We start from the raw sequence: 23,175 nt of genomic DNA, 5'->3' as shown, positions 1-23,175 counted from the left end.
GTATTCACCCTATGTCTTTGAGGTTGAAATAACCGTTTTCCAGATCGATGTCGGAACGAAAACAGAACTCCAGCGGATGAGGGGAACACCACAACAATCCCCGGATCTCTATCGAAAGTATGTTGTGTGCATCCAGATCGTCCCGGCCGGAAATACACAGCAGCGTCAACTGTTCCGGGATAATGCGCGGCTCAAAGTTCAGGATGGCTTGCGTGAGGTTTTTCTGGATATCTGGCCACTCAATTTCCGACATCCTTTTTCCCGCCAACGGGGTAATGCCATAATTCACCGTCGAGCGTCTGACTTCGGGAAACGCCTGCAGGTCGATCAGCGACTCGTTGTTGTTGCAGTTAAATAGCCACTGCAAGTCCCGCAGGATCATGGTGCGCAACGCACTGTGCGAAATGCTCTTGTTCCTCTCCGCCTCCCGCTTATGCTGCGGCTCATAGTCGGTCAACCGATCAAACAGGGTGGGTAGCATGCGGTCGCGGGCAGACACCGTGGCGCTTTTTTCCCGTTTGATTCGCCCTATTGCGGTTGAAGGGGCGTGGCGCTCGTGGCTAGACCGCGTCATTACGCGTTATCCGCAGTGAGCTGGATCTGGCGCAGGGTCAGCAAGGCAACTTCGTCGTTGTCCGTCAGCCAGGACTTTTGCCCCTGCCCGGCATAGTGACCGTTATCATTCAGCTCCAGCCAGTCCGTCTGGCGGCCTAAACGCTGGCTATCGCTGGCACTGGCTGTCAGTGGATAACGTGCGGGGATCTGGCAGACCTGTTGTTTGCCGGAACGCCACTTCACCATGGCATGTGCCCAGATCAGATGAACGACGTTTTGCGGTGCCTGGAAGCTGATGGATTCGATATCCTGAAAAGGCACCCAATAGTAGCGATCATCGAGTATCAGTTCGCATACCGGTCCCAGGCGGCTGTCGCCATCGGCCAGCCAATTGAAATCCGCAGACGCTGCCGGTTCCTCAACGTCACTCAGCGAGAGCGTACCCGCGCTTTCGGCGGCCTGCTGGAAGGCCTGGCAGCGCAGTTCATCGGCCCGTTCAGGAGAGGCCTGCAAGGCGCTGGCCAGTGCGGACAACCAGGCACTGGGGGGCGTGAGAAACGTCGGCGGGATTTCGCCACGGAACACCTGCTCGCGCAGGATCTCTGCCGTGACGGTATCGGCCAGTTGCTGTGTGGTGGGTTTAGCTTGAGGGGACAATGCCTGCCAGGCTTGTAACTGGGCAGTGGCTCGCTGCCAGTCACCGTACAGCAGCAACAGCTGTACCCATCCGGCGCGTTTATCCGCATCGGCGGGGAACGCTTTAACTTCCGATTCGGCCTGTGCCAGCGCGGTGGATAACGGATGGTCTTTCAGCACTGAGAGTAATGATTTCACGGTTTATCTCCGGATTCTGTGGGGATACAAGGCTGGCAGAGGACTTTTTCGTCCAGAGGAAGCATCTGCAACAGCGTGGATTCCTGTGGTGAGCCTATCCATACCGCGATGGCACTGTAGTTATCCGCCTGCGGGAGGGGTGGGGAGAGATGCTCGATCAGCGTCAGCCACTCTTCAGCGCTCTGGGCCAGGCGCAGCGTGTATTCCAGCAGTGCCAGGTTATAGCGTTGCCAGAAGCCGTCGCTGCACAGCAAAAACGCATCGCCATCAGCAAGGGAGAGCGCCGGGCTATAACTGGCTTGCTGTTGTGCACCCGCCCCCAGCGCGGTGAGCAGCAGATTGTCGGGGATACCCCCGGTCTGGAAACCGGCATCTTTCATTTTCTGCACCAGGCTGTGGTCGCTGGTGGCCTGGCAAAGATAACCATTACGGAACAGGTAGAGGCGGCTATCGCCGGCGTGAACCCAGTGTGCTTGCTGGGTGACGCGATCGATAAACAGCGTTACCAATGTGGTACGCATATGGCTACAGGCCTGATCCTGTTGCTGTGCCTGTTCAATCGCCTGCTGGAGTTTCTCTATCAGCAAGGGAACGGTATCGGGCGAGCAGGGAAGCCCCAGACGGGCTTGATCCAGCAAAAACTGGCAGGCCAGTGTGGCCGCCTGCTCGCCGCCAACATTGCCCGCTACCCCATCGCACAGCACGAAACAGGCAGAGTGCTCGCCCAGGTATTGGCCGGTCTGATCCTGATTCTGCGGGCGGTTCCCCTGATTCGAGCAGGAAAAAGCGGCTATTTTCATTGCTGATCCTTGCGATTCTGAGCGGCTTTGTATTGGCGGATCTCAAGGTCATAGGCGTAGAGAAAAGCCTCACCAAACAAGGTGTGGAAGTCGTCTTCCACTTCGTTGGCCACCTGCTGGTACTGGATCTTCAGCATGTCCCACAGCATCGCCTTGCGGTTACCGGAGAACAGTCCTTTGCTATGGCCTTGCTCCGCCACCTTTTTCTCCAGCGTGTCAGGGTGGAAGGTTTGCAGCATGGCGGCAATGATGGCGCGGACACCGGCGATCATGCCCAACTGATGGGCTTGCAGATCGATCATCGCGTCACGGACTGCGCTTTCCGGCGGCGTAAAACCGGGCATCGGGGTGCTGAATATCTGCATCAACACGGTTTTGCCAGAGGGCAGCATCTTGAACGGGTTATTCTCCTCTTCAAGGATCATGGTCATTTCTGCTTTCAGACCGCGTTTGAGGATGCTGCGTGACGACAGCAGTGCCACCGTCCCCTGCGAGAACAGGCTGAGCAACTTGCCCGCCAGATACAGTTGCTCGGGGGAGAAATCGGGCGCTACCGGGGCGTCATCCAGGCCAAGCCCGGCCACGAAGGCGCTGAACAGCTCACCATGCAACTGTTCCTGCGAGGTGGATTTGGCCGGTTTAAACGGCTGGTGCCTGACAGGATCGATCCCCATTCTGGTACGTTGGGGCGGCAGACTATCAGGCTTGTCTTCACGTTGTTCCTGCGACTCTGGCCGCAGGAGTTCATGATCTGCAAAAGCCAGCGGTTCGCCGGGGATCTCCGGCGGTTCCATCCCGACGAGATCTTGCTGTGGTGGCTGATGATGTTCCTCAATGGAGGGCGCTGGCTGTTCCTGCGGCGCAATATCCGTTGCTGCCAGAGACTGTGGTTCTGTGGGCCAGGAGGGGATATCGGCGGTAAAGGTATCCAGACCCTCCAGCGCAGAAGTGAGTGGGACCGCGTTGTTGAGAACCAGGCCGACAGGGTCATCGTCGTTATCGTCAGCGATATTGCTTGTGTTGAACTCCCACTCGCCAGAAAACTCCTCCGCCAGGCTGAAAGCCCCCGGAGCTGGGAGTGGGGTCAGTTGTGGCAGCGATTCGCGCTGTTCTTCCTGTTTGGCGGCCCATTTGGCATTCATAAAGAGTACGCTTGGCGTGGTGTCTTTCATGATGGTCGGTTGGGAAAAGGGGTCATCCTGTTCGAAAAGACGGTCGGGATTGGCGCTCTTGTCTTGTAAAGAAGCCAGCTCGGTTTCTTCCGGCATGGCCAGCGGATCTTTGCTGGTTCTGTTGTCTTGCCCGCCGACAAGCAGTGGATGATCGGGGTCCTGAACCGTCGGGGGTTTGGGGGAGAGCGTCGGTGAGCGAAACTCGGCCTCCAGTTGCTCCCAGATGGCCTCATTAATGCCCGTGCTGGATGAGGTTACGCGAAAAGTCGGGGGCAACGGGTTGGCTGGCTGTTGCAGGCTGACGCTGAATTGGTAGCCTCCGATGTCCAGAATGTCGCCTTCGGTAAGCGGTTGCTGAACGTTATGGGCTAATTCATCGCCGTTCAGCAGCAGTGGGGTGGTGCTTCCCCGGTGAGTAATCGCGGTTTCACCGGTGGGGGAAATATGCACGACAGCCTGTAGACGGGAAATAGCTCGGGTCTGATCGGGCAATATCAGCGTGTTATCCGTACCACGGCCAATAGTGCCACCGGGCACCTTAAAATCGCAGTAGTTCTGGGGTAACCTCTCATTGTCTTTATTCCTGATCATTATTAGCCGCATAGACGCTATTCCCTGTAAATCTGCTATTTCATCCAGCTATCGTTTTATCCGCACGTTAATTAATGCCTAAGTACCGAGGCGTGGATAATTACGTACAGCAATAGGAGAAACAATTTCCCCGGAAACCGGGGAAATTGTTATACCCGCCGCCTTTCAAGCTGTAGCCTGAAATTCATTGGGTCTGTTACTGATTATGCTTCACAGTTTTGCTTGATATCCCAGCCGGAGCAGCTTTCCGCACCTTTACCACCTTGGACGGTCTGCTCCCAGTATTGCTGCTGTACTTTCGCAGCCTGGAAGGCGTACAAGATGCCTACCGTGTCTGAGTCGTCAGCACCGGTGTACTGAACGTTGGTGACCAGAACATCTTCCAGCGTGATTTTTGCATACTCCATCTGGCCACTGCCCGCTTTGCAGACCGATAATTCCACCTTAGGCAAGTGCTTACCTGTCGCACAATGCTTCAACAGTGCCGGGGTGGATTTATCGATCAACGCCTTAACATGCAGGTCGTTAAAGCAGACTTTTCCCGTACCGCCACCGCCGCCAACCCCCATATTACCGGGTTGGGAAGCGCCCCAAGAGAAAGAGACAATGTCAGTCCAACCGGTATGGTTGGAGTCTTTAGATTCACCACTGGCGCCATCAACTTTCATGAACATATCAATAGCCATAACTAAAACCTCTTAAGATATTTAGAGTTGAATAAAATCCGTTTATATAAAGCAACGGTGGTTTACGGCATAGGGAATCCCGCCCTCCCAAAAGGAGGAAATGTGATTTCCATGCAGTTCTTTCGGCCCTTTCTATTTAAATTGCAGCCATTGCCAGCCTTAATCGAAATATGAGGGGCTTATTCTTTCGTCATTAACTCTGCTGTTTTAATGACGGGAGTTTTGATACTAAGCGTAAAGAAACGGTTAATCCCTCCAGTTGATAATGTGGGCGCAGGAAAAACTTCGCGGAATAATAGCCAGGCGCGTCTTCAATTTCCTGAACCTGCACTTCCGCCGCCGCCAGCGGTTTTCTGGCTTTGGTCTCTTGCGATGAGTTTGCCGGATCGCCATCGACGTAATTCATAATCCAGTTATTAAGCCAGACTTCCATATCGCCACGTTCACGGAATGTACCGATCTTGTCACGCACGATGCACTTGAGGTAATGGGCAAAGCGGCAGCAGGCAAACAGATAGGGAAGGCGGGCGGCCAACTGGGCATTGGCGGTTGCATCCGGGTCGTAATATTCCGCCGGTTTCTGCAACGACTGAGCACCGATAAAGGCGGCGAAGTCGGAGTTTTTACGGTGGATTAACGGCATAAAACCGTTTTTGGCCAACTCGGCTTCGCGCCGATCGCTGATGGCAATTTCGGTCGGGCACTTCATATCTACGCCGCCGTCATCACTGGGGAAGGTGTGACAAGGCAGATCGGCGACGGCACCACCAGATTCGACGCCGCGAATGGCGGTACACCAACCGTATTCTTTAAACGAGTGGTTGATGTTGGTGGCCATCGCGTAAGCGGCGTTGGTCCAGGTATAGTTTTCGTGGCTGGCACTGTCGGTATCTTCTTCAAAATCAAAGCCATCTACCGGATTGGTTTTGATGCCATAAGGCAGGCGCGAAAGGAAACGCGGCATCGCCAGACCAATGTAGCGCGCATCCTCGGATTCGCGCAGGCTGCGCCAGGGGGCGTATTCGGTGTTCTGGAAGATTTTGGTCAGATCGCGTGGGTTGCCCAGCTCCTGCCAGGATTCCATCTGCATAACACTGGGTGAAGCACCGGTGATAAACGGGCAGTGAGAGGCGGCGCTGATCTTGGCCATTTCACCCAACAGCTCAACATCTGGCGGGCTATGGTCAAAATAGTAATCGCCCACCAGGCAACCGAAGGGCTCACCACCAAACTGACCGTATTCCTGCTCGTAAACGCTCTTGAACAGCGGGCTTTGATCCCAACCCACGCCCTTATAACGCTTGAGGGTGCGGCCCAGTTCCCGCTTGCTGATACTGATAAAGCGGATTTTAAGCATCTCATCGGTTTCGGTGTTGTTGACGAGATAATGCAGACCCTGCCAGGCGCCTTCCAGTTGCTGGAATTTATCATGGTGGATAATTTTGTTGATCTGCAGGGAAAGTTTATTGTCGATTTCCGCAATCAGCGCCTGAATGGTGCGGTAGGCATCGGCTGAAACCGTGACGGTATTTTCCAGCGCCTGTTGCGCCAGCGTTTTTACCGCATTTTCAACGGCTTCTTTAGCCTGATCGGTTTTTGGCCGGAACTCTTTCTGCAACAGGCTGTTGAACTCATCGCTGGTATAGGCTCTGGCGACCGGAGCCGCTTGCGTCTGAAGTTGTTGGCTCATGGTTTACTCCTCCGGTACCGGTGCGGCTTCAGGGGCATGTTGGGTATCCAACTTCGGTGCCTGGGTCAGCGATTGCAATAACGCCGGGTTGCTCAATACCTTGGCGATAAGCTCTTCGGCACCACTTTTGCCGTCCATATAGGAGAGCAGGTTCGACAACTGGGTGCGGGCATCCAGCAGGTGCTTCAACGGTTCCACCTTGCGGGCGATCTCGGCAGGGGAGAAATCATCCATGCTTTCAAATACCAGTTCGACGTTCAGGTTGCCCTCCTCGCTGAGGGTGTTTTCCACCTGGAAAGCCACTCTGGGCTTGAGCGATTTCATACGATCGTCGAAGTTATCAATGTCGATTTCGAGGAACTTGCGTTCTTCCAGACCCGGTTGCGCGTCCAGGGGGTGCCCACCAGATCGGCCATCACGCCCATGATGAAAGGCAACTGGATTTTTCGTTCCGCACCGTAGATTTCGACGTCATACTCAATTTGTACGCGTGGTGCCCGGTTACGAGCGATGAATTTTTGCCCGCTGCGAGTGTTTCTATTAGCCATCGGTTTCTCCATAACTCCATGTTATAAAAATGTTTGCTGGAACAACTCAACAGATTAGCCTGCTTCGTCCTTCCCCCCGGTTCCGAGGATGACCTCTAATTGACGCAAACCGTCTGGTGCCAGATCGTTGACGATTTGTAGAAAATTGAGATTAATAAGCCTCTGTAGCCGCTCAATCATCAGCGGTGCCGGATGGCTGGGTTCATGACGCAGGAAATACTCTTTTACCTTCTCCAGCAGGTGTAAGGCGTCGGCCCTGGATTGCACCTGCCCGTAACCGAATTCGACCGGTGCCAGCGCCAACCCGTCGTCTGGCAGGCTTAACGCTTCCGGGCTGAGGATCATGTCCGGTTCAGCTTCCCGGGCACCTTGCTGTTGCGAGTGCTGAAGCGCCTGGTTGATGCAGTCGAAACTGTTCTGTAACAGCGCCATTTCCGGCAGGGCGCTTTCACCAAGATGGAGATGGATCGCGTGGCGCACTTTTTCCAGAGTGGCAATAATGGTGCGCACAACCGCGATATTGGGCTGTTGTGGATTGCTCAGTTCATTACGCAGGCGCGGTAAGCCATCGGGGAAACTCGACAGCTCCTGTTTGCTGCCATCCAGCAAGGCGCAGGCATCACGTAAAGACAGCTCGCTCCCGCCGCTTTTTATCAGGGTTGCGTTACGAGCTGCCTGGGTAAGCCTGGTGCGATCCCCCAGCCCCGCCAACGCATTGATACGGAAAATCGGGTCATGTTCGCCTTCGCTTTCCAATAACGGGTGAAGTTGATGCCAATAACGTTCGATCACCATGTAAATAAGCTGTAAGCCGTCCGCATAGCCTGGCAGACCACGCAGATGCGTCCAGGAAAGCGTGAGCAGAAACATCACCCGCAGATCTTTGGTGCGGCGCGACAGGCTGGTGGCCAGGCGTTCCACCGCCGCCCAGTCGGGTGCCTCTGCCGGTATGATGGTATCGCCGAATTGCTGCTCCACCTTCCCGGCGGCGAGTTGCTCCATTCGCATAAACTCGGTGTCATACTCCAGATTCTCACCGCAGGGGTCTTCCGGTGTGACGGGTGTCAGCAAGTGTTCAATCGTCATCTGTCGCTCCCTATTCAAACATTTGTCCGTATGGCCCTTGGCGGGCCCGCCCTAGGTCACCAGCGGCTTCAAAGAGATGATGGAAAAGGTGCACCGTGAGATGCCCGCTATGGACATAGGTATCAAACGGTTTTCCATCGGCGAAGCTGCTCCACCAGAAACTGCCATATTGCTGGGGATCAAAGTCCAACACCGCCATCGCAGCGTTCTGCATCAGCTTGCTGTCCCACGGCTCTACCGGCGTTGACCCGATTGGCGGCAGCGCCTGCAAAGCGCGATCGATACGCTCGACGGAATGGCCCTGATGAACACCGAGCTGCAGGATCTGCCCGATGTGGTAATAGCGCTCTGCTGCCATCACCAGATGTTGGTTATGCCACTGCTCAGGGGGCTCCAGCCACATGGCGAACAGCGGATAATGGCGTCCGACGCGATCCCGCGACGGCATCATGTAACCCAACTGCACGAACGGCGTACCTAACGTGGCAGGCACGACGAAATGCCACATCGGAGCGCCAGACAGCGAGTAACGCTCGTTGCGCGGGGTGGCGAGCTGCCGGGCTGCCAGGCCAGATTGGAACCAATGCGCCCACTGATTGACCAAGGTGGCGGGCAGGCCGCGCTGAACAAAGTCACCGTTGCTGGGGATCTTGCCGTACCAGCCGATGCCGTTCCCTGGATGTTGCCGATAAGTTTCGTTCAAGCTCATGGCTCCCTCCTAGGGACAACTGAAGGCAACAGGCTGGAAGGGGTTGCGTACGCTGTTGGGCGTGAATTCCAACACCACCCGGTGTCCTTCCAGATTAAATGTCGCCGTTTGTGACAGTGATGAACGGCTGGTCTCCAGCATCGATTTATCCAGCAGGCGGTGCAGCGCCCAATCTCCTGAGGTGACTAGCGTTGCCGTTTTCCCATCCGCCAGATCCAGTTGCAGACTGATCTGGTTGGTATTGCCGATGCCGGGCCAACTCACGACCAGTGGCACTAGCGGGCCGTGGCTATAACGGAAGATCTGCCCATCCAGATCGAGGGTCAGATTAAGAATGTCTGCGTCCATGTTGACGGGTTTGATCGTGAGGGTATAAGAGGGTTTCTGGCTCTGCCCGTTGAACCAGGTATCGCGGATCATCCGCGCTTGCTGGAAGGAGCGCAGCATATTGCCCCCGCCGGTCAATGTTTTGCCATCAACCCCCGGATTGAAACGCCAGGAGACCCGGGAGATATCCACCTTGCCCTCAAGATTCTGGCGGAAAAAACTGTCCATAATGCCGCTATTGGGGGCAAACATGCGGGCAAAATCCTGGCTGGTGATCTCTTGCTGGGCATTGCGTGCCAACGGATAGCGCCCGGCGATGGCCTGGCGGCAAAAATCACGGACCTCAAACCCTACGCGTTTTTGCAGCCCTTCCAGCTCTTTCATTTGTGAGTCGCTGCTGGCCCCGACCGCCAGTGACAGCATCATGTTTTTAAACGGCTGTGGTAACCGCCCGGATTCTGCCTGCAACGCCAGAATGATGTCGCCCTGTGGGGCTGCCATGCCGCTATTGGCCGCGCTTTGTACCGCGATCAGGTAGTTATAAAGCCCATCGGCCTGCTTCAGTACCGTATCGAAAGCGATACTTTTAGCGCCTTCTTCACTGCCTTTCGCCAGTTCGATAATCGGGGCGAAGTGTTTGATCACCACCTGATCGGGTTGAGAGGAGATATCTCCACTTTCCTCACCGCCCTCTGCTGATCCTCGGTTGGAGAACAGATTCCCCAGAAAATGGCCGGGACCGCTGGCGCTTTTTTCCGCATTGCTCAGGGTGACGCTGGTGTCTTTGCGCTCTGGCTCATCGGTCAGCTTGATATTAGCCACCACGTTGACCAGAAAATTGCGCAACGGTGAATCTCCCGCTGAAAGCAGACGCGCGGTACTGATCCGTTGGTTCAGGTTGGCAATGTTCTTCAGTTCGACATCGGCCAGCAACGCATCCCAGACGCTGATGAAATCCTGCATATACAGCAGCCGCACGGTTTTTTGCAGATCGACCTGGCTGGCTTTGCTCAGGGCGCTTTCACTGATATTCAGTACCCAGCCATCTTCTCGCAACAGCGTTTGTGTCACGTCATCGATCCGCTTGTTAAACGCCAACCAGTAGCCTTTCGGGGTATACAGGCCCGGTATCCCTTCGGCAGCGAGCTTGCCGCTTTTACGCCGGAAGGCGAGTTCGGCCTGAGGACCCGCCAGATCGGTCAGCGACACGGTTTTCAGGGCAGTTTCCTTTAGCAGAATGCGCTTGAGCCGCCCGTAGATGCGTACCGATAACGGCGCTTCATTCAGCCGCTGTTGTGCAGACAGCTCCAGTTGATAATCGCGCAGGTATGGCGAGGACTGAATACGCTCATCCAACAACTGCGCCAGATGGGCATCCAGAGCCTGCCAGGCCGCTTTGCTGGTGCTGGGGCCAGAGATGCGCTGTAAATTAAATATGACCCAGGCGCGCAGGAATTTGCCGTCGTAATGTTCCGGTTCATACAGCATCCGGTAGGCTTTCAGCGCTTCGAAACTGAAATCGGGATCGCCGCCCATATCGTTGCGCAATATGGCGTTCACTTGCCAGGCGACATAAGGCAACAGGACGGTTTTTAACGCTTTTTGATACAGTGCCTGGCTGGCCGTTTCGACCTGAACGCCACGGTACAGGCCCAGGCGATAACGGATTGGCGGTTCTGCCAGAGAAAAACGTTCGCTATTGGCCACCCCGCCGAGGCGGTTGAGGTAAGGCAACAGCGTGAAGATATCCTGATGGTTGTAGAGCTCCATCTCCTTGGCCTGGCGCTCAAGAGGGGGAAGGTGCTGGCTCACATCATCCAGATAGCGCTGGTTGTTGGAATAGCTGGCGTACCAGAACAGCCCCATGATGACGAACACCGCCCCAAGCAGCAGGTAGCCGACCCAATGCACCGTCGCATTGCGGTAGATCCACCAGCGGTTGTTACTGGCCAGAGCCGACTCACGGAACACCACATCTTCCAGGAATTTTTTAAGGAAATAGCTTTTGCCCTGGTTCTGCTTATCTTCTTCATCGTTCTGGGCTGCATTTGCTTCCTCGCTGGCCCGTGGTGCCAGATGCAGCGAGTCGTTCATTTCCGACATCATTCTGTCGAAAGGCATCCGGTCTTGTGTCCCACTGGTGAAGTAGACGCCCCGAGGGGTAAACGTGGCTTCAAAACTGGAGGTGGCGAACAGGGTGTTCAGGTAATCCCCCAACACCTGGCGCAGCCGGCCAAAAGCCTGAGGGAGAAGATAGCTCTCCCCACGCGTCTGTTGATCCTGCTCGCTCAGCATGGTGTCGGCCAGGCCGGCGTTCAGGCGCTGTTGCAGCAGGGTAAAATGGTGTTCAAAGGTGGTTAGCAATGCAAAATCTGCCTTTTGCGTTTCTGTACGCGCAAAGGTAAAGCCCCATATCTGGCTGCGTTGCTGCTTGTCGTACTGACCAAAGTAGGCGAGAAAACCGCGCAGCAGATCGATTTTGGTGACCATGATATAGACGGGGAAATCAATTTTTAACGACTCGCGCAACTCCACCAGACGCTTGTGCTGAGCTTGCGCCTGCTCCTGGCGTTCTTCGGCGCTACAGTTCATCAGATCACTGAGGCTGACCGTGACAATCACCCCGTTGATCGGCTGCCTGGGCCGGTATTTTTTCAGCAGGCCAAGGAAGCTGCCCCATTCTTGCGCGTCATGCTCCGGATGACTCTCTTGCGTGGTATACCGCCCGGCGGTATCAAGCAGTACCGCATTTTCGGTAAACCACCAGTCACAGTGCCGGGTGCCGCCAATACCGCGCAGTGCCGTTTTACCGAACCGATCCGCCAGTGGGAAGTTGATGCCCGAATTGACCAGCGCGGTGGTTTTCCCGGCGCCAGGTGCCCCGATCAAAACATACCAGGGTAGCTGATAGAGATATTGCCGCCCAAACTGCCTGAACCAGCCCGGCAGGAAACGGGAGCCGGTGTGGTTAAATCGGGCTTTTTTCAGCAGACGTGTGGCCTCCTCGAAGCGTTCTACCAGCTTGGGATCGTCGCGTTCTGCATCCTGCGGCGCCTGGGATTCGGCCAACTGCACCAGCATTTTACCATTACGCCTGGCGCGCCAGGCTACGCCGAGCAGCTTGATCAGCAGCCAGATACCGCAAATCAGGGCAATAGCGATTTGCCGGTTGGCGGCGGATTCCAATGGGCGATAGTCACCGATCGCGACGTAAGGACCAATGAACCAGATGATCATTGAAATGGAGCCAACGCCTACCATGCCCCATAAAAAACGGCTGGTAATAATGGTAATTAATGAATTCAGCATCAGTTATCTCCCGCCTGGTGTTGCTGGACGTTGGGGGCCAGTTGCAGCGTGATCTCTACCCGGCGGTTAAGCGATTTATTGGCCTTGCTGGTATTAGGCGCAATCGGATCCAGTTCCCCTTTGCCTTCAATCATCAGTCGCTCTGGCTGCTGCAAAAACTTTTTCAACAGGGTGCTGACCGAGTCGGCACGGGCCAGCGAAAGATCGTAGTTGGAAGCAAAACGCGCTTTGCGGATGACGTCGTTGTCGGTGTAACCGGTGACCAGTACTTTTCCATCGATCCGATTAAGGGCTTGCGCTACCCGGGCAATAATTGGCCGGTAGGCTTCACGCACCTAGGTGGAAGCCGAATCGAACAGCCCGTCGCCCCTCAATATCACGATACTTTTCTGATCTTCGTCGCGGATACTCAGCAGACCCTGTTTGATTTCCTGCTGCAGGAAACTTTTGAGATCGGCCAGCGCAGGTGAAGGTAACGGCGGCTGTGCCGGGATTTCGTCCGCGAGCACCTGCGGCAGTTCCAGTTGATAAATAGAGGCGATCACCGGCGTGGTGGCTTCCCCCAGCTTCCAGTCCAGCGTAATAAACCACAGGCAGGACAGCAGCCCCAATAAGGCCGCACAGGCCCAGAGTGGCAGCATTGGCCGCCAGGCTTTCCGATCCACCGGCAGATCGGCAGGGTGGGGGGATAAAGGCACCGGGTAGCTGCCACGGACCGAATGGATAATCTGCGCCAGACGCTGTTTCAGCGTTTCCAGTTGCGAGTAGCCATTATCGATAATGTGGTAGCGGCCTTCGAAACCCAGCAGCAGGCAGTAGTTGATCAACTCCAGTAACAGGATGTTTTTCTGCGGCTGTTTGGACAGCCGGGCCAGCAACTGGAAGAATTTTTCCCCGCCCCAGGTCTCGTTATGGAAAGTGACCAGCAGCCCGTTACTGGACCAGACGGTATTTTTGCCCCAGGGCGTAAACATCGCGGCTTCGTCCAAGGCGGTGCACAGACAGTAACGTGCGCCGATCAAGACGTCATAAGGCACCCCATCCTGCTGGCCCCGCACTTCGAAGCGGCGGATATCGTCAATCAACGTCTGGCGTAATTTTGCCGGATCGGGGCGAGTGACCTGGTTGCGTATGGCCGGGATCATATTCAGCAACGGGTTGGCCGCCGCCACCAACGGATTTTCTGTGCCCTTCAGGGGAGCCTGATTCGGTTGAGCTGGCCCGTCGGCAGTATTAGCAAAAGTATTCTGCATGGAACATTCCTGTTTCCTGAGCGTTATGCTGATGGGTTACGCATGACGAATCGCCCAAAATTCCATATTCAATCCAGGGAAATCCCCGGCCAGATGAAGTGCGAAAGCGCCTGATTGGCTCATCTTCTTCCACAACTCGCTACCGTTTTCCAGCTCAAAGTAGGTGTATCCTGCATGGTAAGGAAGCTGGCGTGGCGCGACAGGCATGCTGCGCAAGCCGATCCCGGGTAACTGCAACTGAACCAGATCGCGAATGCTGTTGACCGGAGCGACCTTCAACTGCGCCGGGAAGTGGGTGCGCAGGGTATCGGTCGGCACATCCGCATTGACGGCAATCACAAAACCGAACTCCTTGAGCATGTTGGCATAAGGGATGGTGGCGATATTCAGGCCGTGCGAACGCTCGATCAGTGGCAACTGTATGGCGTTTTCTTCAAAGACGATGGACAGGCCTTGGCGTAACCCGTTCATCAATGCGCCAAAGCAGGTCGCCAGATCGTCATGGTCATAAACCGGTAACGCTTCACCCGCACTGCGTGCCGGGGAAAACGTCATTAATTCACAGGCCAGTGCCAGCCACTCGCTAAACAGCCTTTCCGGGTGAGACTGATTACTGCGATGAATGTGGTGGGTGATACCGATGTAGCGGTTGATCAACTGCAACATCATGAAGTCGGAGGTTTCAGAGATCCCCCGCGTCCACTTTGGCCAAGGCGTTGCCCCAATTGCTGGCTGCGTTGCTGCAAAAGGCCGAGAATGTCGGTGACAAAGGTGTTTAACCGCGGATTTCCCTGGCTGGAGAGCGTCGGCGGAATGTAGCCGGCATCGATTTTCAGGCTATTGTCAGCCCCTTTTTCCAGCACCCGCAATACGCCCACTGCGCACCAGTCTGCGGTGAGTTCGCTTTCCGGCAGGAGTTGCATGCGCATCTGGCCAAACTGGATTTCGGCACTCCCTACGGAAACGGTGTTCATATCTTCCACTTCTGCGTCATAAGCCAGATAACGTGCCAGTGAATCCGGCGTGTCGGTAAATGCCACTTCACGGCTATTTGCACGCTGAACCGGTAAGGCAAGCACGACGTTAGTGGTGTTTTTCCCGTCGGCAATCTTTAATGGGTGAGGGGCCCCTTCTGCGCCGTAGAAAGAAAAAAGCTGCCGTCGGGCATAATACCGCTGGCGGAATTCAATGCGATATTACCCAGGCGCAACGCGCTTTCATCAATATCAACCGAGATAAAGCCCCAGAAATATTCCTGCTGTGTCATTCCCCATGAGCGAATATGGTGCTCAAGATAATTTTCAGATTGCTGAAAATGGTGAGGGCGCAGAAACATGCCTTCCGTCCAGACAATTTTATGTACTTTTTTCATTACCGCAGTCCTTGGAAATAAAGTTTCTGTTGCTTACTTTTTCTCGTTGCCTTTATCAGCGATATGCAATCCTTGCTTGTCGGCAATGACTTTAATCTCCTGCTGGGGCGGCGTACGGCGCCAGAAGGTATAAAATGGCGGCTTCTCCGGGCTGATGATGGGAATAATAATGCGCCAGGTCTTGTTATTCAGGTCCTGAAACTCCCCGGTGATGCCCACGTAATAACGCTCGCTGTTTTTTTCTCCGGAGATTTTTACCGCTTCCCCTCCTGTCAGTAAAAACAGTTGCTCGCTACCCAATAAATTATTACCTAATATTTCGGCGGTTTTATTATGCAGGGCAAAATAGTCAGCGTTCATAAATCCGGTATCCGAACGTAAATTAAATACGTTGATTTTTAACGGAACAGGTTGGCCCTCGGCATTGATATTGACTTCGCGGGTAGCGAGGACGGTGATGTTATAACGGGTTATCTCCGGCTCGGTTTTGGGCTCGCTTATTGCCGTTTTAATACAACCGGCAAGCAACAGAGTCATGACAAGCAGACATAACACTTTAGCGCTATGTTGAGCCCAAAAATAAAATACCCGTTCCATTATTGCCTCCACCTTACAGTCCGTTTATGGGCACATTAAAATAATCGTGGTCTGGCTGGGTAAAATACGCATCCCAATCGCGTTGGTTAAATTCTGCTGCGTGAGATCAAAAAGACGGGTCGCGGGTAACCCGGCAATCAGAAATGTGATTGCACCGGTGATATGCCGCGAAGGCCCCTTCACGGTTCCAGAACAGACACCGCCCAACGATCCCCCCTCATCACCGGTGGTGACGGGGATGATTGTCCCCATATTGTGCGCAGGCATGGCGGAAAACAGTATATGCAGCACGTTTGGCAGTGCCGTCATCCCAAAGGCGAAATTAGGGTAGGGGATCGGGCATGGCAGCGGTGGCGTCAGGCAGACATCAGGAAAGGCAAAGTCCAGTCCACCCAATTGGCAGTTTGCAAACATGATTAAGTTCCTTCTTATAGAGCCTGTATCAACCTACGTGGATCTGCTCGGAATCTATTTTGGCGATCTCTTGTGCCGTAATCAGCGTATTACGCGAATGCAGCCGCAGGTAATCCTGTGCCTGGTAATCCAGTTGCCCGGCGCGGACGTGTTCGGTCTGTTTTACCTGGCGGAACATCATCTGGCTGAGATGGGTTACGGTATGCCAGACAGATTCGCAGCGTTCGCCGATCCAGCGGCCAATCCCAATCTGGGCTTTGACTTCGTCACCCCGGTATTCCAGTGTCCCGATAGCACATTCGCCCTGGGTAGATTTCACCTGCAGGCTGTGGCTGTGCAAAGCGAGTTGCTGCTCGCTGTTCAGGGTCAGTGAGCCGCCCAGCGTGGAAATATTCAGATCGCCCTGAATGCTGATGTGTGCCGGATGTTGTGGGCAAGCCCGTTCCAGCACGGCCAGCAACCACAGTTTTTCATCGTCAGAACGGGCCAACAGCACGTTGTCACCGGTTTGCGGGGTTAACAGGCAACTGGCCGCCCGGCGGCAGTGCCAGCCCGAGCCGTCACTTTCAACCACCATGCTGCCATCGGATAAGATATCCACTACCCGGCCGCTGGCCTGTTGCGGCATATAGACCGGTAACGCGTGTGACGATCTTGCTGTGTTCATTGAGTCAGTTCCTTGTGCAGGCCTTAGCGGCGGTCCTGTTGAGAGGTTGTGTTCCAGTTTTCGGCGGCTAACAGCTCAAGATCGTTCTCCAGCATGCCGGTTTTATCGCCCCAGCGGGTTTCCTGCTGGACGGAGCGATGAAACTGGGTTTGAGTAAAACGGGCTCCGTTGAAGTGGGCGTGGCTGATATCGGCATACGAAAAATCGGCGTAGGCAAGCTGGGCGTCGGTAAACCGGGCGCCCGACGCCTGGCTTTTGGTAAATAACGCCTGTGTCAGTTGGCAACGGTCAAAATTGGTGGATGACAGGCAGGCATTGACCCACATCGATTGGTTCAGCAGGCTGGCGCTACAGTCGGCACCGGAGAGATCCGCATCGATAAACTGGGCATGTTCGGCCTGCACCTCCGTCAGGTCGGCCTGATGCAACGAGGCGCCATGAAACAGGCACCGGTTCAGGATTGCAGAGGCAAAATTAACGTTGTCCAACTGATTGCGGGTAAACATGCACTGAGCGAACGTCAAGCCGCGATAGTCGAGCCCCTGCTGCTGGCACTCAAAAAAGTTAACCTGTTCGAAGTAGGCTTCGCGGGGTATGTACCGGCGTAGATCGGCTTGGTAAAAGGTGGTTTTCAACACGCTGGCACCGGTAAAGTCGCACTCATCCAGAGCGGAGCCGGAAATAACGCTCTTATTGAGCTGCGCATGCTGAAAACGGCTGTGCTCCAGCCGACAGCCGCTGAATTGAAGCGCGTCGCTTTGCATTTGGCTGAAGTTGGCATGTTGCAGATTACATTCGCTGAACATCAGGCCAAGCAAGGTGGTGCTGCTGAAATCGGCGTGGCGTAAATCGCATTCACTGAAGCTGGCATGCTGCAAACGGGCCTGAATAAATGCCGTTGCCGAGAGAGAGCAAGCGATAAACAGACAATGTTCCAGGTTACAACCAGTGAAATTGGCCTCCTGGAAATCAACCTGCCTGAAGATGCCACCGGCCAGATCGCACGCCGTCAGGTTAATCCCCTGGAGCGCCAGATTTTCAATGAGCTCCCCTTGTTTGACCATCTGTTGTAACTCCGCAGCAGCCAGCATCACGCAACTCCTTTATGCAAAGGGTAAATCTTCAATTGTTTGGTCCAGGCATCCTGCATCAGGGTGGTGTCATCCATTTCTGCCTGTGAAATATCGGCACGGAACAGATTGGCCGTGGTTAAGTCGCTGCCAATCAGACGCGATTTCTGCAATCGGCACCCGATCAGATTGGCCTGCCTGAGATTGGCCCTTTCCAGGTTGGTTCGGATAAACAGTGAACTGCTCGCCTGGAGGCGATACAGATTGGCCGACTGCAACCCTGCACCTGACAGGTCGCATCCTTCCAGCATGGCAAAACTCATATTGGCCTCGGTCAGGGGAACGTATCGCAGGTTGCATTGTTGAAGCCTGGCATGGCTGAAACTGGCTCTTTCCAGGGAGGTTGCGCTGGCAAAGGCACAGTTTTCAAGATTGGCGCGGGTGAAATCGATATCATCCGCCTGGCAATGGTTCATGGAGCAGCGCTGAAGTACCGCCTCTGCAAAAACGGCCTGATGCAGTTGGCAGTCGATAAAACTGGTTTTGTACATCTTTGCTGAAGAGAAATCGGGGTTCTCCAGGGGAATCGCATTAAAGATAATGTTATCCAGCGAAGCCGCGCTGAAGTCACAATCGGTCAATGACGTATCGTCGAACACCTGGTTTGACAGGGTTGCCTGTCTGAAGTTACAGCGTTCAAACTGTGCTCCTTCCGTCACCAGGGTGTTCAGATCGGCACCGGTAAAATCACAATCACTGCAGTTGGCCAACGCCAGTGTCGCTTCATTGAGCACGGCGTGGCGCAGAGAGGTCTGTTTCATCTGGGTGCGTGCCAGCAGGGTTTGCGTCAACGTGGCGTTATCCAGGATCGTCAGGCTCAGATTAGCGCTCTCCATCATGGTGCGGGTCAGGTTGGCACCGCTGAAATCAAGCTCTGAAAGGTCGGCCCCGGTCAGGTCACACCCGCTGAAATCACGATCCTGCGCCAGTTTGGCGATGACCCATTCCCGCAACTCGGCGTTGGGTTGACCACTCAGGCGCAGAGCAGGGTTCTGGCCAGCCACCCCCAGACGATAGAGTTGATACAGACTCTCTTCTTGCCCGGGATGCAATTGCCCTTGCTGTTGCTGTATGGCGTCACGAATTTTATAAAAGGATTCCGGCCCGGTTGGGCGCTGCGCGTCGTAAGCCTGCGTATCGGGCAGACGCTGTTTTGCCTGCAACATGGCCTCTTCTTCTGCCTTGCGGGCCCGTTCCTTCAACTGCGCCATAAATACCGGCAACTGCGCAAGCGTCGGGTGTTCAATCTCAGTGGCCTCTTTCACCTCTGCGGGCAGTTGAGCATCCACCTCTTGCAGGCGCTGATCGGTCTGCTGATATAAAGCCTGCTTACGTGCGTCGAGATTTTGCTGTAAAGGGCCAGCCTCCGGGGGGATATCCCGGTATCTATCCACGGGCCGATAGCCTCCTGCGGTAACAGGTCACTCTCCTGAAAAGCATAGGCCGCGCCTTCTTCTTTATCGCTACGCTTGATCCACACATCCCGGTAATGGTTTAACGAACGCGGTTGGTGTTGAGCTTCCAGCGCGGGCATCAACATATGGATATTGTGGGCGTCATCCTCTTCCAGCGGCATCTCCCCGTGATAGACCAGGATCATTTTCTCCAGATGGGGCAGGAACCAGACGGTAGTTTGCCGCAGCTCAATCGCTGAGAAGACCTCTTCCCCGTTTTCCGTATGGTGAGCAAAACAACGTGCGTTCCATGAGGGTAGCGTGCCCGCCAGCAGCGGTTGCCGGGGGTGCATATTTTCAATCTGATAAGCCAAAGCGTGCGGCAGGGTAGCAAGCTCCGGCCATTGCTGATCCAGAGGGGCCATGTTAAACAAGCGGGGATCGGCATCATCGGCAAAGCCCAGCATGCCTTGTTTTACCCATTCTTCATCGTACTGGGTGCCAATAAAAGCCTGTCTGGCTGGCCAGGTAAAATCGATGGCGGCGAAGCTGGCTGGGGCCACCGGTTGGGTGGGGGAGGTTACCGGCTCTGCGGGTGATTCGATATTGGGTAAACGCTGTGCCGCCCCATTGCCCTGTGCCTTTGCCGCGCCAATTCCGAGTGGGTTATCCGGTGTTTGTGGGCCTCCATAGCTGCGGGACCAATCTACCGGCATGGATTCAAATGGGCGCGGGGAGGTGGCCGTTGCGCCTTGCCATTCCCGGTCACCAGAAACGATCAATGATTTGTGCTTTTCGCCCAGCCGGATGCTGACGCGGCAAACGTTTTCCGCCAGGTTGGTATGCGGATAGGCATGGCCGACGGCCAGAAACTCTGCGAAATGTTTGGGATAGGCGAGATCGATAATCCCCCCGCAGCAAGATAACTCGCTTTGCGCCAACTGCCACAATTCTGGCTCAGGGCGCAGCAGGGGTTCTCCCCCATATCAACCAATGCCAGAACGGCAATGCCTAAATAGGGTTCGCTCCGATGATAATAAGGACGATTAATAATACCAAGACGCAAGGGCTTAATTATTTTCATCGCTAGTCGCCTTCCAAATAAAAGCCGCCTCAGACAAATTTGCCGAGGAGTTAATCCATTAACCCATAAGCATCATGCCTGGGCGATTGCTGTTTAATTCAATAACCCAGGGTAACCGGCGTTGCTGGCTACATTTGCTGCATGACAGGCATGGTTTCCCTTGTATCTTTATAGATAAACCACTAAATCTTTAGCGTTTAATTCCAGCTTGCCCATATTGATCTGTTGCTTGAATATTTTCAGTACGGTGTCATCCGCTAATATCTTGGCACTCGTCACACCCAGGTAGACCGGATTCACTTTGGCCTCAAACTGGGTTGAGTCAATATGCGCCCCGCGTACTCGAATATCGGCACCAATAGCCTGAACCCTCAACCCGGCAGCAAAGACTTTTAATAACGCGGCCTCCAGGCTGTCTGGCGTGATGGAAATCGTGTTGGTGGTCGGCTGAATGATAATGGTTGGCGCGATGGTCGTAATGGTCTGTGCCACGGTGGTTGAAAGATTGCTGCCATAGGTTTCAACCACATTGCCCCTCACCATTGATGCAGAGGCGCCTTCAACCAGCAGGTTAAGATTGTTTTCCACCGAAACATCCATATCTTTTTCGGCGTGCATGGCAAAACTTTCTATACCGGGCGAATCCTCCATAAACAGGCTGTTGGCATTGGCGATGCTGCCATCCTTAGAACGGCTCATGATCCCCATACGGGTGGCGTTAGCGGGCAAATCCCAAGGTGGCATATTGTCTTCGTTATAGACACGGCCAGTGATCAGCGGCCTGTCTGGGTCGCCATTAACAAAATCGACGACCACTTCTTCCCCGATTCTGGGGATTTGTACCCCGCCGTATTGCCAGCCCGCCCAGTTGCTGGAAACTCTGACCCAGCAGGAACTGGTTTCATCGCCTTTGCTGTAACGATCCCAACGGAATTTGAGCTTTACCCGGCCATAATTGTCGGTCCAGATGCTTTCTCCGATTGGGCCAACCACTTCTGCGGTTTGCGGGCCGTGCGTTTTAGGCCATGCGGTGTTCCGTTTAGGGCGCCATTGGGTCGCGCAGGGCAGTACCACAAAATCGGTATAATGCTCGGCACTGTCTTGGTCGTTACTGGAGTAGCTGTTTTCCTTGAAGAAATAGCGTGCGGCGATGGTCATGTATTCGCGGCTATCTTCCAGCCTTGGGGCATTATCCAGCATAAACCGAAATCCCGGTGCCAGGCCTAATGAGGAGGCTCGCCCTTTAATGATTTCATGATTGGCTTCAAACTCCTGCTGCCGAACCCGGGCATAAAACTGCCCGTGGCTCTGGTCGGTATAGCAACCTGGCCAGTCAAAAATTTCTGATTTTTCTTTGGCATAGGACAATGGATTACGGCGGTTTTCCAGCAGATTGGCGCGGGGCTTGCGGAAATCATAATCATCCATGCTGTACAGACTCGGCGTGATGATATCGGAAACGTTCCATTGATAAATCGTGGCGTCGTTCTCGGTCAATCCCCCTTCTGTCAGGCGATAAACGATATTGCTGTAGCCGGCCAGCGCGTCATGGCGTTCGGGGGAATCGGCCAATATGAGAGTATGCCCATCGGCCTGGTGGGTGAAGTAGAAATAGATCCCTTCATGTTCCATCAGGCGACAAATAAAATCGTAATCGCTTTCCTGATATTGGACGCAGTAACCCCATGATCGGTAATTATAAGTCAACCGATTATCAACCTTGATTTTGTATTCATTCAATAGGTTGAGAATAATTTCTGGAACGCTTTGTTCCTGAAATATCCGGCAATCCTGATTTTGCGTCAAATACCAAAGCGTAGGGCGCAGCGTGACATGGTAGAGATAGTATCTGTCTTCTGATTCTTCACGGCCAGCCAGCGTCATGCCGGTGATATTCCCATTCAGATAACGCGTCGGTGCCGAGTTATCATCAATGGTAACGGTAAACGACTTACCTAGCTGTGACTTTAGGTCAAGGGTATTCTTTGGACAGAGTAGCCCGACATCGAGTTCATATATCTCAGAGAGACGTTCTTCTCCCGTCAATGTATGAAAGAGAAGGGGTTCAGTGATATCGGTAATCTGTTGTGCAACGAAAAGGCGGTTTGAATTTAGCATTTTGGTATCCATACACTGATTAAAATATTATTCCAGTATAGTAGTGTCGCTACATATTCAAATTCTGAATCTTTTTAAGCCAGGATGTTTCTTGTTTAATTCAATGCCTATTATTACTAACGGGTTTTATTCTGACTGTCAAATTTAGATAACTAAAACTGGTTATGTGAGAATTGCTTTTAATTTAAGACTCGTCTTATCCTGTGCGAGCTTTTTCTTAATCATTGGCCGCTTCGCCCTTGCTTGTAAATACTTCCTGCCGCAGGTGCAACTCTTCATTTTTTACCCAGCATGTCGTTTACCCCGTTGGCAATCAGGCCGTGCCATGACAAACCTATAAGTTTGTATAGATTAATGAATAACTGGAATTACCGGTCTAAGGCGAGAGGGTTACGGACGGGGAAATTGCACCATTTTGAATTGCCAGCAACTTTTTCAAAAATACATTGATTTTGATGAATATGATCTCTCGTCTTTTTTTGATAATGCATTGATTTTAATGATTAAAGCAGGGTATTTATTTATTTTAAAAACGGTTTTATACCAACGTTTTTTTAAGTTTATCTGATGGATTTGCACGCCTGTAAATAATATTTATTCTACTTAAAGATAAGATCCCACTGATTTTTATCAGTAATTACCTATTTTTAGTGTGGGTAATTTCTTTGTTTTTTTTGAGCTGAAAACGCGGGTGGGTGGGGCGGTTTTTATCTTGCCCAACGGCGTTAACCCGCGCTGGGTAAAATAGTGGTGCGATGTTATCTATCTGTTTGAAATAGCGATGTCATTTCCATAAACCCTGTTGCGTGATAGCGAGAGGCGATGCAGATTGTTCAAAA

Annotated in this window: 15 protein-coding genes and 4 pseudogenes; all 19 read right to left on the bottom strand. The window is 53.7% G+C overall.

The annotated features are described in order from the left end of the window. Nucleotides 1-4: 4 nt before the first annotated feature. The 19 genes and pseudogenes from tssE to ACQ86O_RS22125 all read right to left on the bottom strand — a co-directional run bounded on the left by tssE (nucleotide 5) and on the right by ACQ86O_RS22125 (nucleotide 22,336). Nucleotides 5-574, bottom strand: a complete 570-nt coding sequence (gene tssE, locus ACQ86O_RS22215; protein ID WP_431222887.1) for a type VI secretion system baseplate subunit TssE — start codon at nucleotides 572-574, stop codon at nucleotides 5-7. Beyond that, complete coding sequence (locus ACQ86O_RS22210) at nucleotides 574-1,389, bottom strand: type VI secretion system accessory protein TagJ (protein WP_431222886.1); 816 nt, start codon at nucleotides 1,387-1,389, stop codon at nucleotides 574-576. The genes tssE and ACQ86O_RS22210 overlap by 1 nt, the downstream gene beginning before the upstream one ends. Further along, complete coding sequence (locus ACQ86O_RS22205; RefSeq protein WP_431222885.1) at nucleotides 1,386-2,189, bottom strand: PP2C family protein-serine/threonine phosphatase; 804 nt, start codon at nucleotides 2,187-2,189, stop codon at nucleotides 1,386-1,388. The genes ACQ86O_RS22210 and ACQ86O_RS22205 overlap by 4 nt, the downstream gene beginning before the upstream one ends. Next, nucleotides 2,186-3,964, bottom strand: a complete 1,779-nt coding sequence (tagH, locus tag ACQ86O_RS22200) for a type VI secretion system-associated FHA domain protein TagH (protein ID WP_431222884.1) — start codon at nucleotides 3,962-3,964, stop codon at nucleotides 2,186-2,188. Before tagH ends, ACQ86O_RS22205 begins: the two co-directional genes overlap by 4 nt. A gap of 191 nt (nucleotides 3,965-4,155) precedes the next feature. Next, the gene (locus ACQ86O_RS22195; protein WP_431222883.1) at nucleotides 4,156-4,638 is read right to left on the bottom strand and encodes an Hcp family type VI secretion system effector; all 483 of its coding nucleotides are present in this window, start codon (nucleotides 4,636-4,638) and stop codon (nucleotides 4,156-4,158) included. A gap of 193 nt (nucleotides 4,639-4,831) precedes the next feature. Then, the gene (gene tssC / locus ACQ86O_RS22190; protein WP_431222882.1) at nucleotides 4,832-6,328 is read right to left on the bottom strand and encodes a type VI secretion system contractile sheath large subunit; all 1,497 of its coding nucleotides are present in this window, start codon (nucleotides 6,326-6,328) and stop codon (nucleotides 4,832-4,834) included. A 3-nt stretch (nucleotides 6,329-6,331) separates the two neighbouring features. Then, nucleotides 6,332-6,876: pseudogene (tssB, locus tag ACQ86O_RS22185) on the bottom strand (type VI secretion system contractile sheath small subunit). Nucleotides 6,877-6,930: 54 nt separating this feature from the next. Continuing rightward, nucleotides 6,931-7,962, bottom strand: a complete 1,032-nt coding sequence (tssA, locus tag ACQ86O_RS22180; protein WP_431222881.1) for a type VI secretion system protein TssA — start codon at nucleotides 7,960-7,962, stop codon at nucleotides 6,931-6,933. A gap of 10 nt (nucleotides 7,963-7,972) precedes the next feature. Next, the gene (gene tagF / locus ACQ86O_RS22175) at nucleotides 7,973-8,671 is read right to left on the bottom strand and encodes a type VI secretion system-associated protein TagF (protein ID WP_431222880.1); all 699 of its coding nucleotides are present in this window, start codon (nucleotides 8,669-8,671) and stop codon (nucleotides 7,973-7,975) included. Nucleotides 8,672-8,680: 9 nt separating this feature from the next. Then, on the bottom strand, nucleotides 8,681-12,307 hold the full coding sequence (gene tssM, locus ACQ86O_RS22170) for a type VI secretion system membrane subunit TssM (protein ID WP_431222879.1): 3,627 nt from the start codon (nucleotides 12,305-12,307) through the stop codon (nucleotides 8,681-8,683). Next, nucleotides 12,307-13,560 (bottom strand): annotated as a pseudogene (locus ACQ86O_RS22165) (DotU family type VI secretion system protein). Before ACQ86O_RS22165 ends, tssM begins: the two are co-directional and overlap by 1 nt. A 36-nt stretch (nucleotides 13,561-13,596) precedes the next feature. Continuing rightward, nucleotides 13,597-14,932, bottom strand: a pseudogene (tssK, locus tag ACQ86O_RS22160) (type VI secretion system baseplate subunit TssK). Nucleotides 14,933-14,965: 33 nt separating this feature from the next. Beyond that, nucleotides 14,966-15,529, bottom strand: a complete 564-nt coding sequence (gene tssJ, locus ACQ86O_RS22155) for a type VI secretion system lipoprotein TssJ (protein ID WP_431222878.1) — start codon at nucleotides 15,527-15,529, stop codon at nucleotides 14,966-14,968. A gap of 24 nt (nucleotides 15,530-15,553) precedes the next feature. Further along, a complete protein-coding gene (locus ACQ86O_RS22150; protein ID WP_431222877.1) occupies nucleotides 15,554-15,943 on the bottom strand; it encodes a DUF4150 domain-containing protein in 390 nt (129 codons plus the stop codon). Between the two features lie 28 nt (nucleotides 15,944-15,971). Next, complete coding sequence (locus ACQ86O_RS22145) at nucleotides 15,972-16,610, bottom strand: DUF3540 domain-containing protein (RefSeq protein ID WP_431222876.1); 639 nt, start codon at nucleotides 16,608-16,610, stop codon at nucleotides 15,972-15,974. Nucleotides 16,611-16,633: 23 nt separating this feature from the next. Then, complete coding sequence (locus tag ACQ86O_RS22140; RefSeq protein WP_431222875.1) at nucleotides 16,634-17,701, bottom strand: pentapeptide repeat-containing protein; 1,068 nt, start codon at nucleotides 17,699-17,701, stop codon at nucleotides 16,634-16,636. Further along, the gene (locus ACQ86O_RS22135) at nucleotides 17,701-19,134 is read right to left on the bottom strand and encodes a pentapeptide repeat-containing protein (protein WP_431222874.1); all 1,434 of its coding nucleotides are present in this window, start codon (nucleotides 19,132-19,134) and stop codon (nucleotides 17,701-17,703) included. The genes ACQ86O_RS22140 and ACQ86O_RS22135 overlap by 1 nt, the downstream gene beginning before the upstream one ends. 200 nt (nucleotides 19,135-19,334) lie before the next feature. Next, nucleotides 19,335-20,102, bottom strand: a pseudogene (locus tag ACQ86O_RS22130) (DUF2169 family type VI secretion system accessory protein); the annotation flags it as partial. Nucleotides 20,103-20,386: 284 nt separating this feature from the next. Further along, complete coding sequence (locus ACQ86O_RS22125; RefSeq protein WP_431222873.1) at nucleotides 20,387-22,336, bottom strand: type VI secretion system Vgr family protein; 1,950 nt, start codon at nucleotides 22,334-22,336, stop codon at nucleotides 20,387-20,389. Nucleotides 22,337-23,175: the final 839 nt, after the last annotated feature.

The organism is Serratia sp. L9 (genome assembly GCF_050632285.1).
In the GTDB taxonomy this organism is placed as follows: Bacteria; Pseudomonadota; Gammaproteobacteria; order Enterobacterales; family Enterobacteriaceae; genus Chania.
Note: the sequence above shows the minus strand (reverse complement) of the source record. Positions and strands in the feature narration are given on the sequence as shown.

Coding starts and splice junctions, on each gene's coding strand:
- ACQ86O_RS22205 (WP_431222885.1), bottom strand. CDS start 2,189: ATGAAAATAGCCGCTTTTTCCTGCTCGAATCAGGGGAACCGCCCGCAG.
- tssM (WP_431222879.1), bottom strand. CDS start 12,307: ATGCTGAATTCATTAATTACCATTATTACCAGCCGTTTTTTATGGGGC.
- ACQ86O_RS22140 (WP_431222875.1), bottom strand. CDS start 17,701: ATGCTGGCTGCTGCGGAGTTACAACAGATGGTCAAACAAGGGGAGCTC.
- ACQ86O_RS22145 (WP_431222876.1), bottom strand. CDS start 16,610: ATGAACACAGCAAGATCGTCACACGCGTTACCGGTCTATATGCCGCAA.
- tagH (WP_431222884.1), bottom strand. CDS start 3,964: ATGCGGCTAATAATGATCAGGAATAAAGACAATGAGAGGTTACCCCAG.
- tssC (WP_431222882.1), bottom strand. CDS start 6,328: ATGAGCCAACAACTTCAGACGCAAGCGGCTCCGGTCGCCAGAGCCTAT.
- tssA (WP_431222881.1), bottom strand. CDS start 7,962: ATGACGATTGAACACTTGCTGACACCCGTCACACCGGAAGACCCCTGC.
- ACQ86O_RS22150 (WP_431222877.1), bottom strand. CDS start 15,943: ATGTTTGCAAACTGCCAATTGGGTGGACTGGACTTTGCCTTTCCTGAT.
- tssE (WP_431222887.1), bottom strand. CDS start 574: ATGACGCGGTCTAGCCACGAGCGCCACGCCCCTTCAACCGCAATAGGG.
- tagF (WP_431222880.1), bottom strand. CDS start 8,671: ATGAGCTTGAACGAAACTTATCGGCAACATCCAGGGAACGGCATCGGC.
- ACQ86O_RS22195 (WP_431222883.1), bottom strand. CDS start 4,638: ATGGCTATTGATATGTTCATGAAAGTTGATGGCGCCAGTGGTGAATCT.
- tssJ (WP_431222878.1), bottom strand. CDS start 15,529: ATGGAACGGGTATTTTATTTTTGGGCTCAACATAGCGCTAAAGTGTTA.
- ACQ86O_RS22125 (WP_431222873.1), bottom strand. CDS start 22,336: ATGCTAAATTCAAACCGCCTTTTCGTTGCACAACAGATTACCGATATC.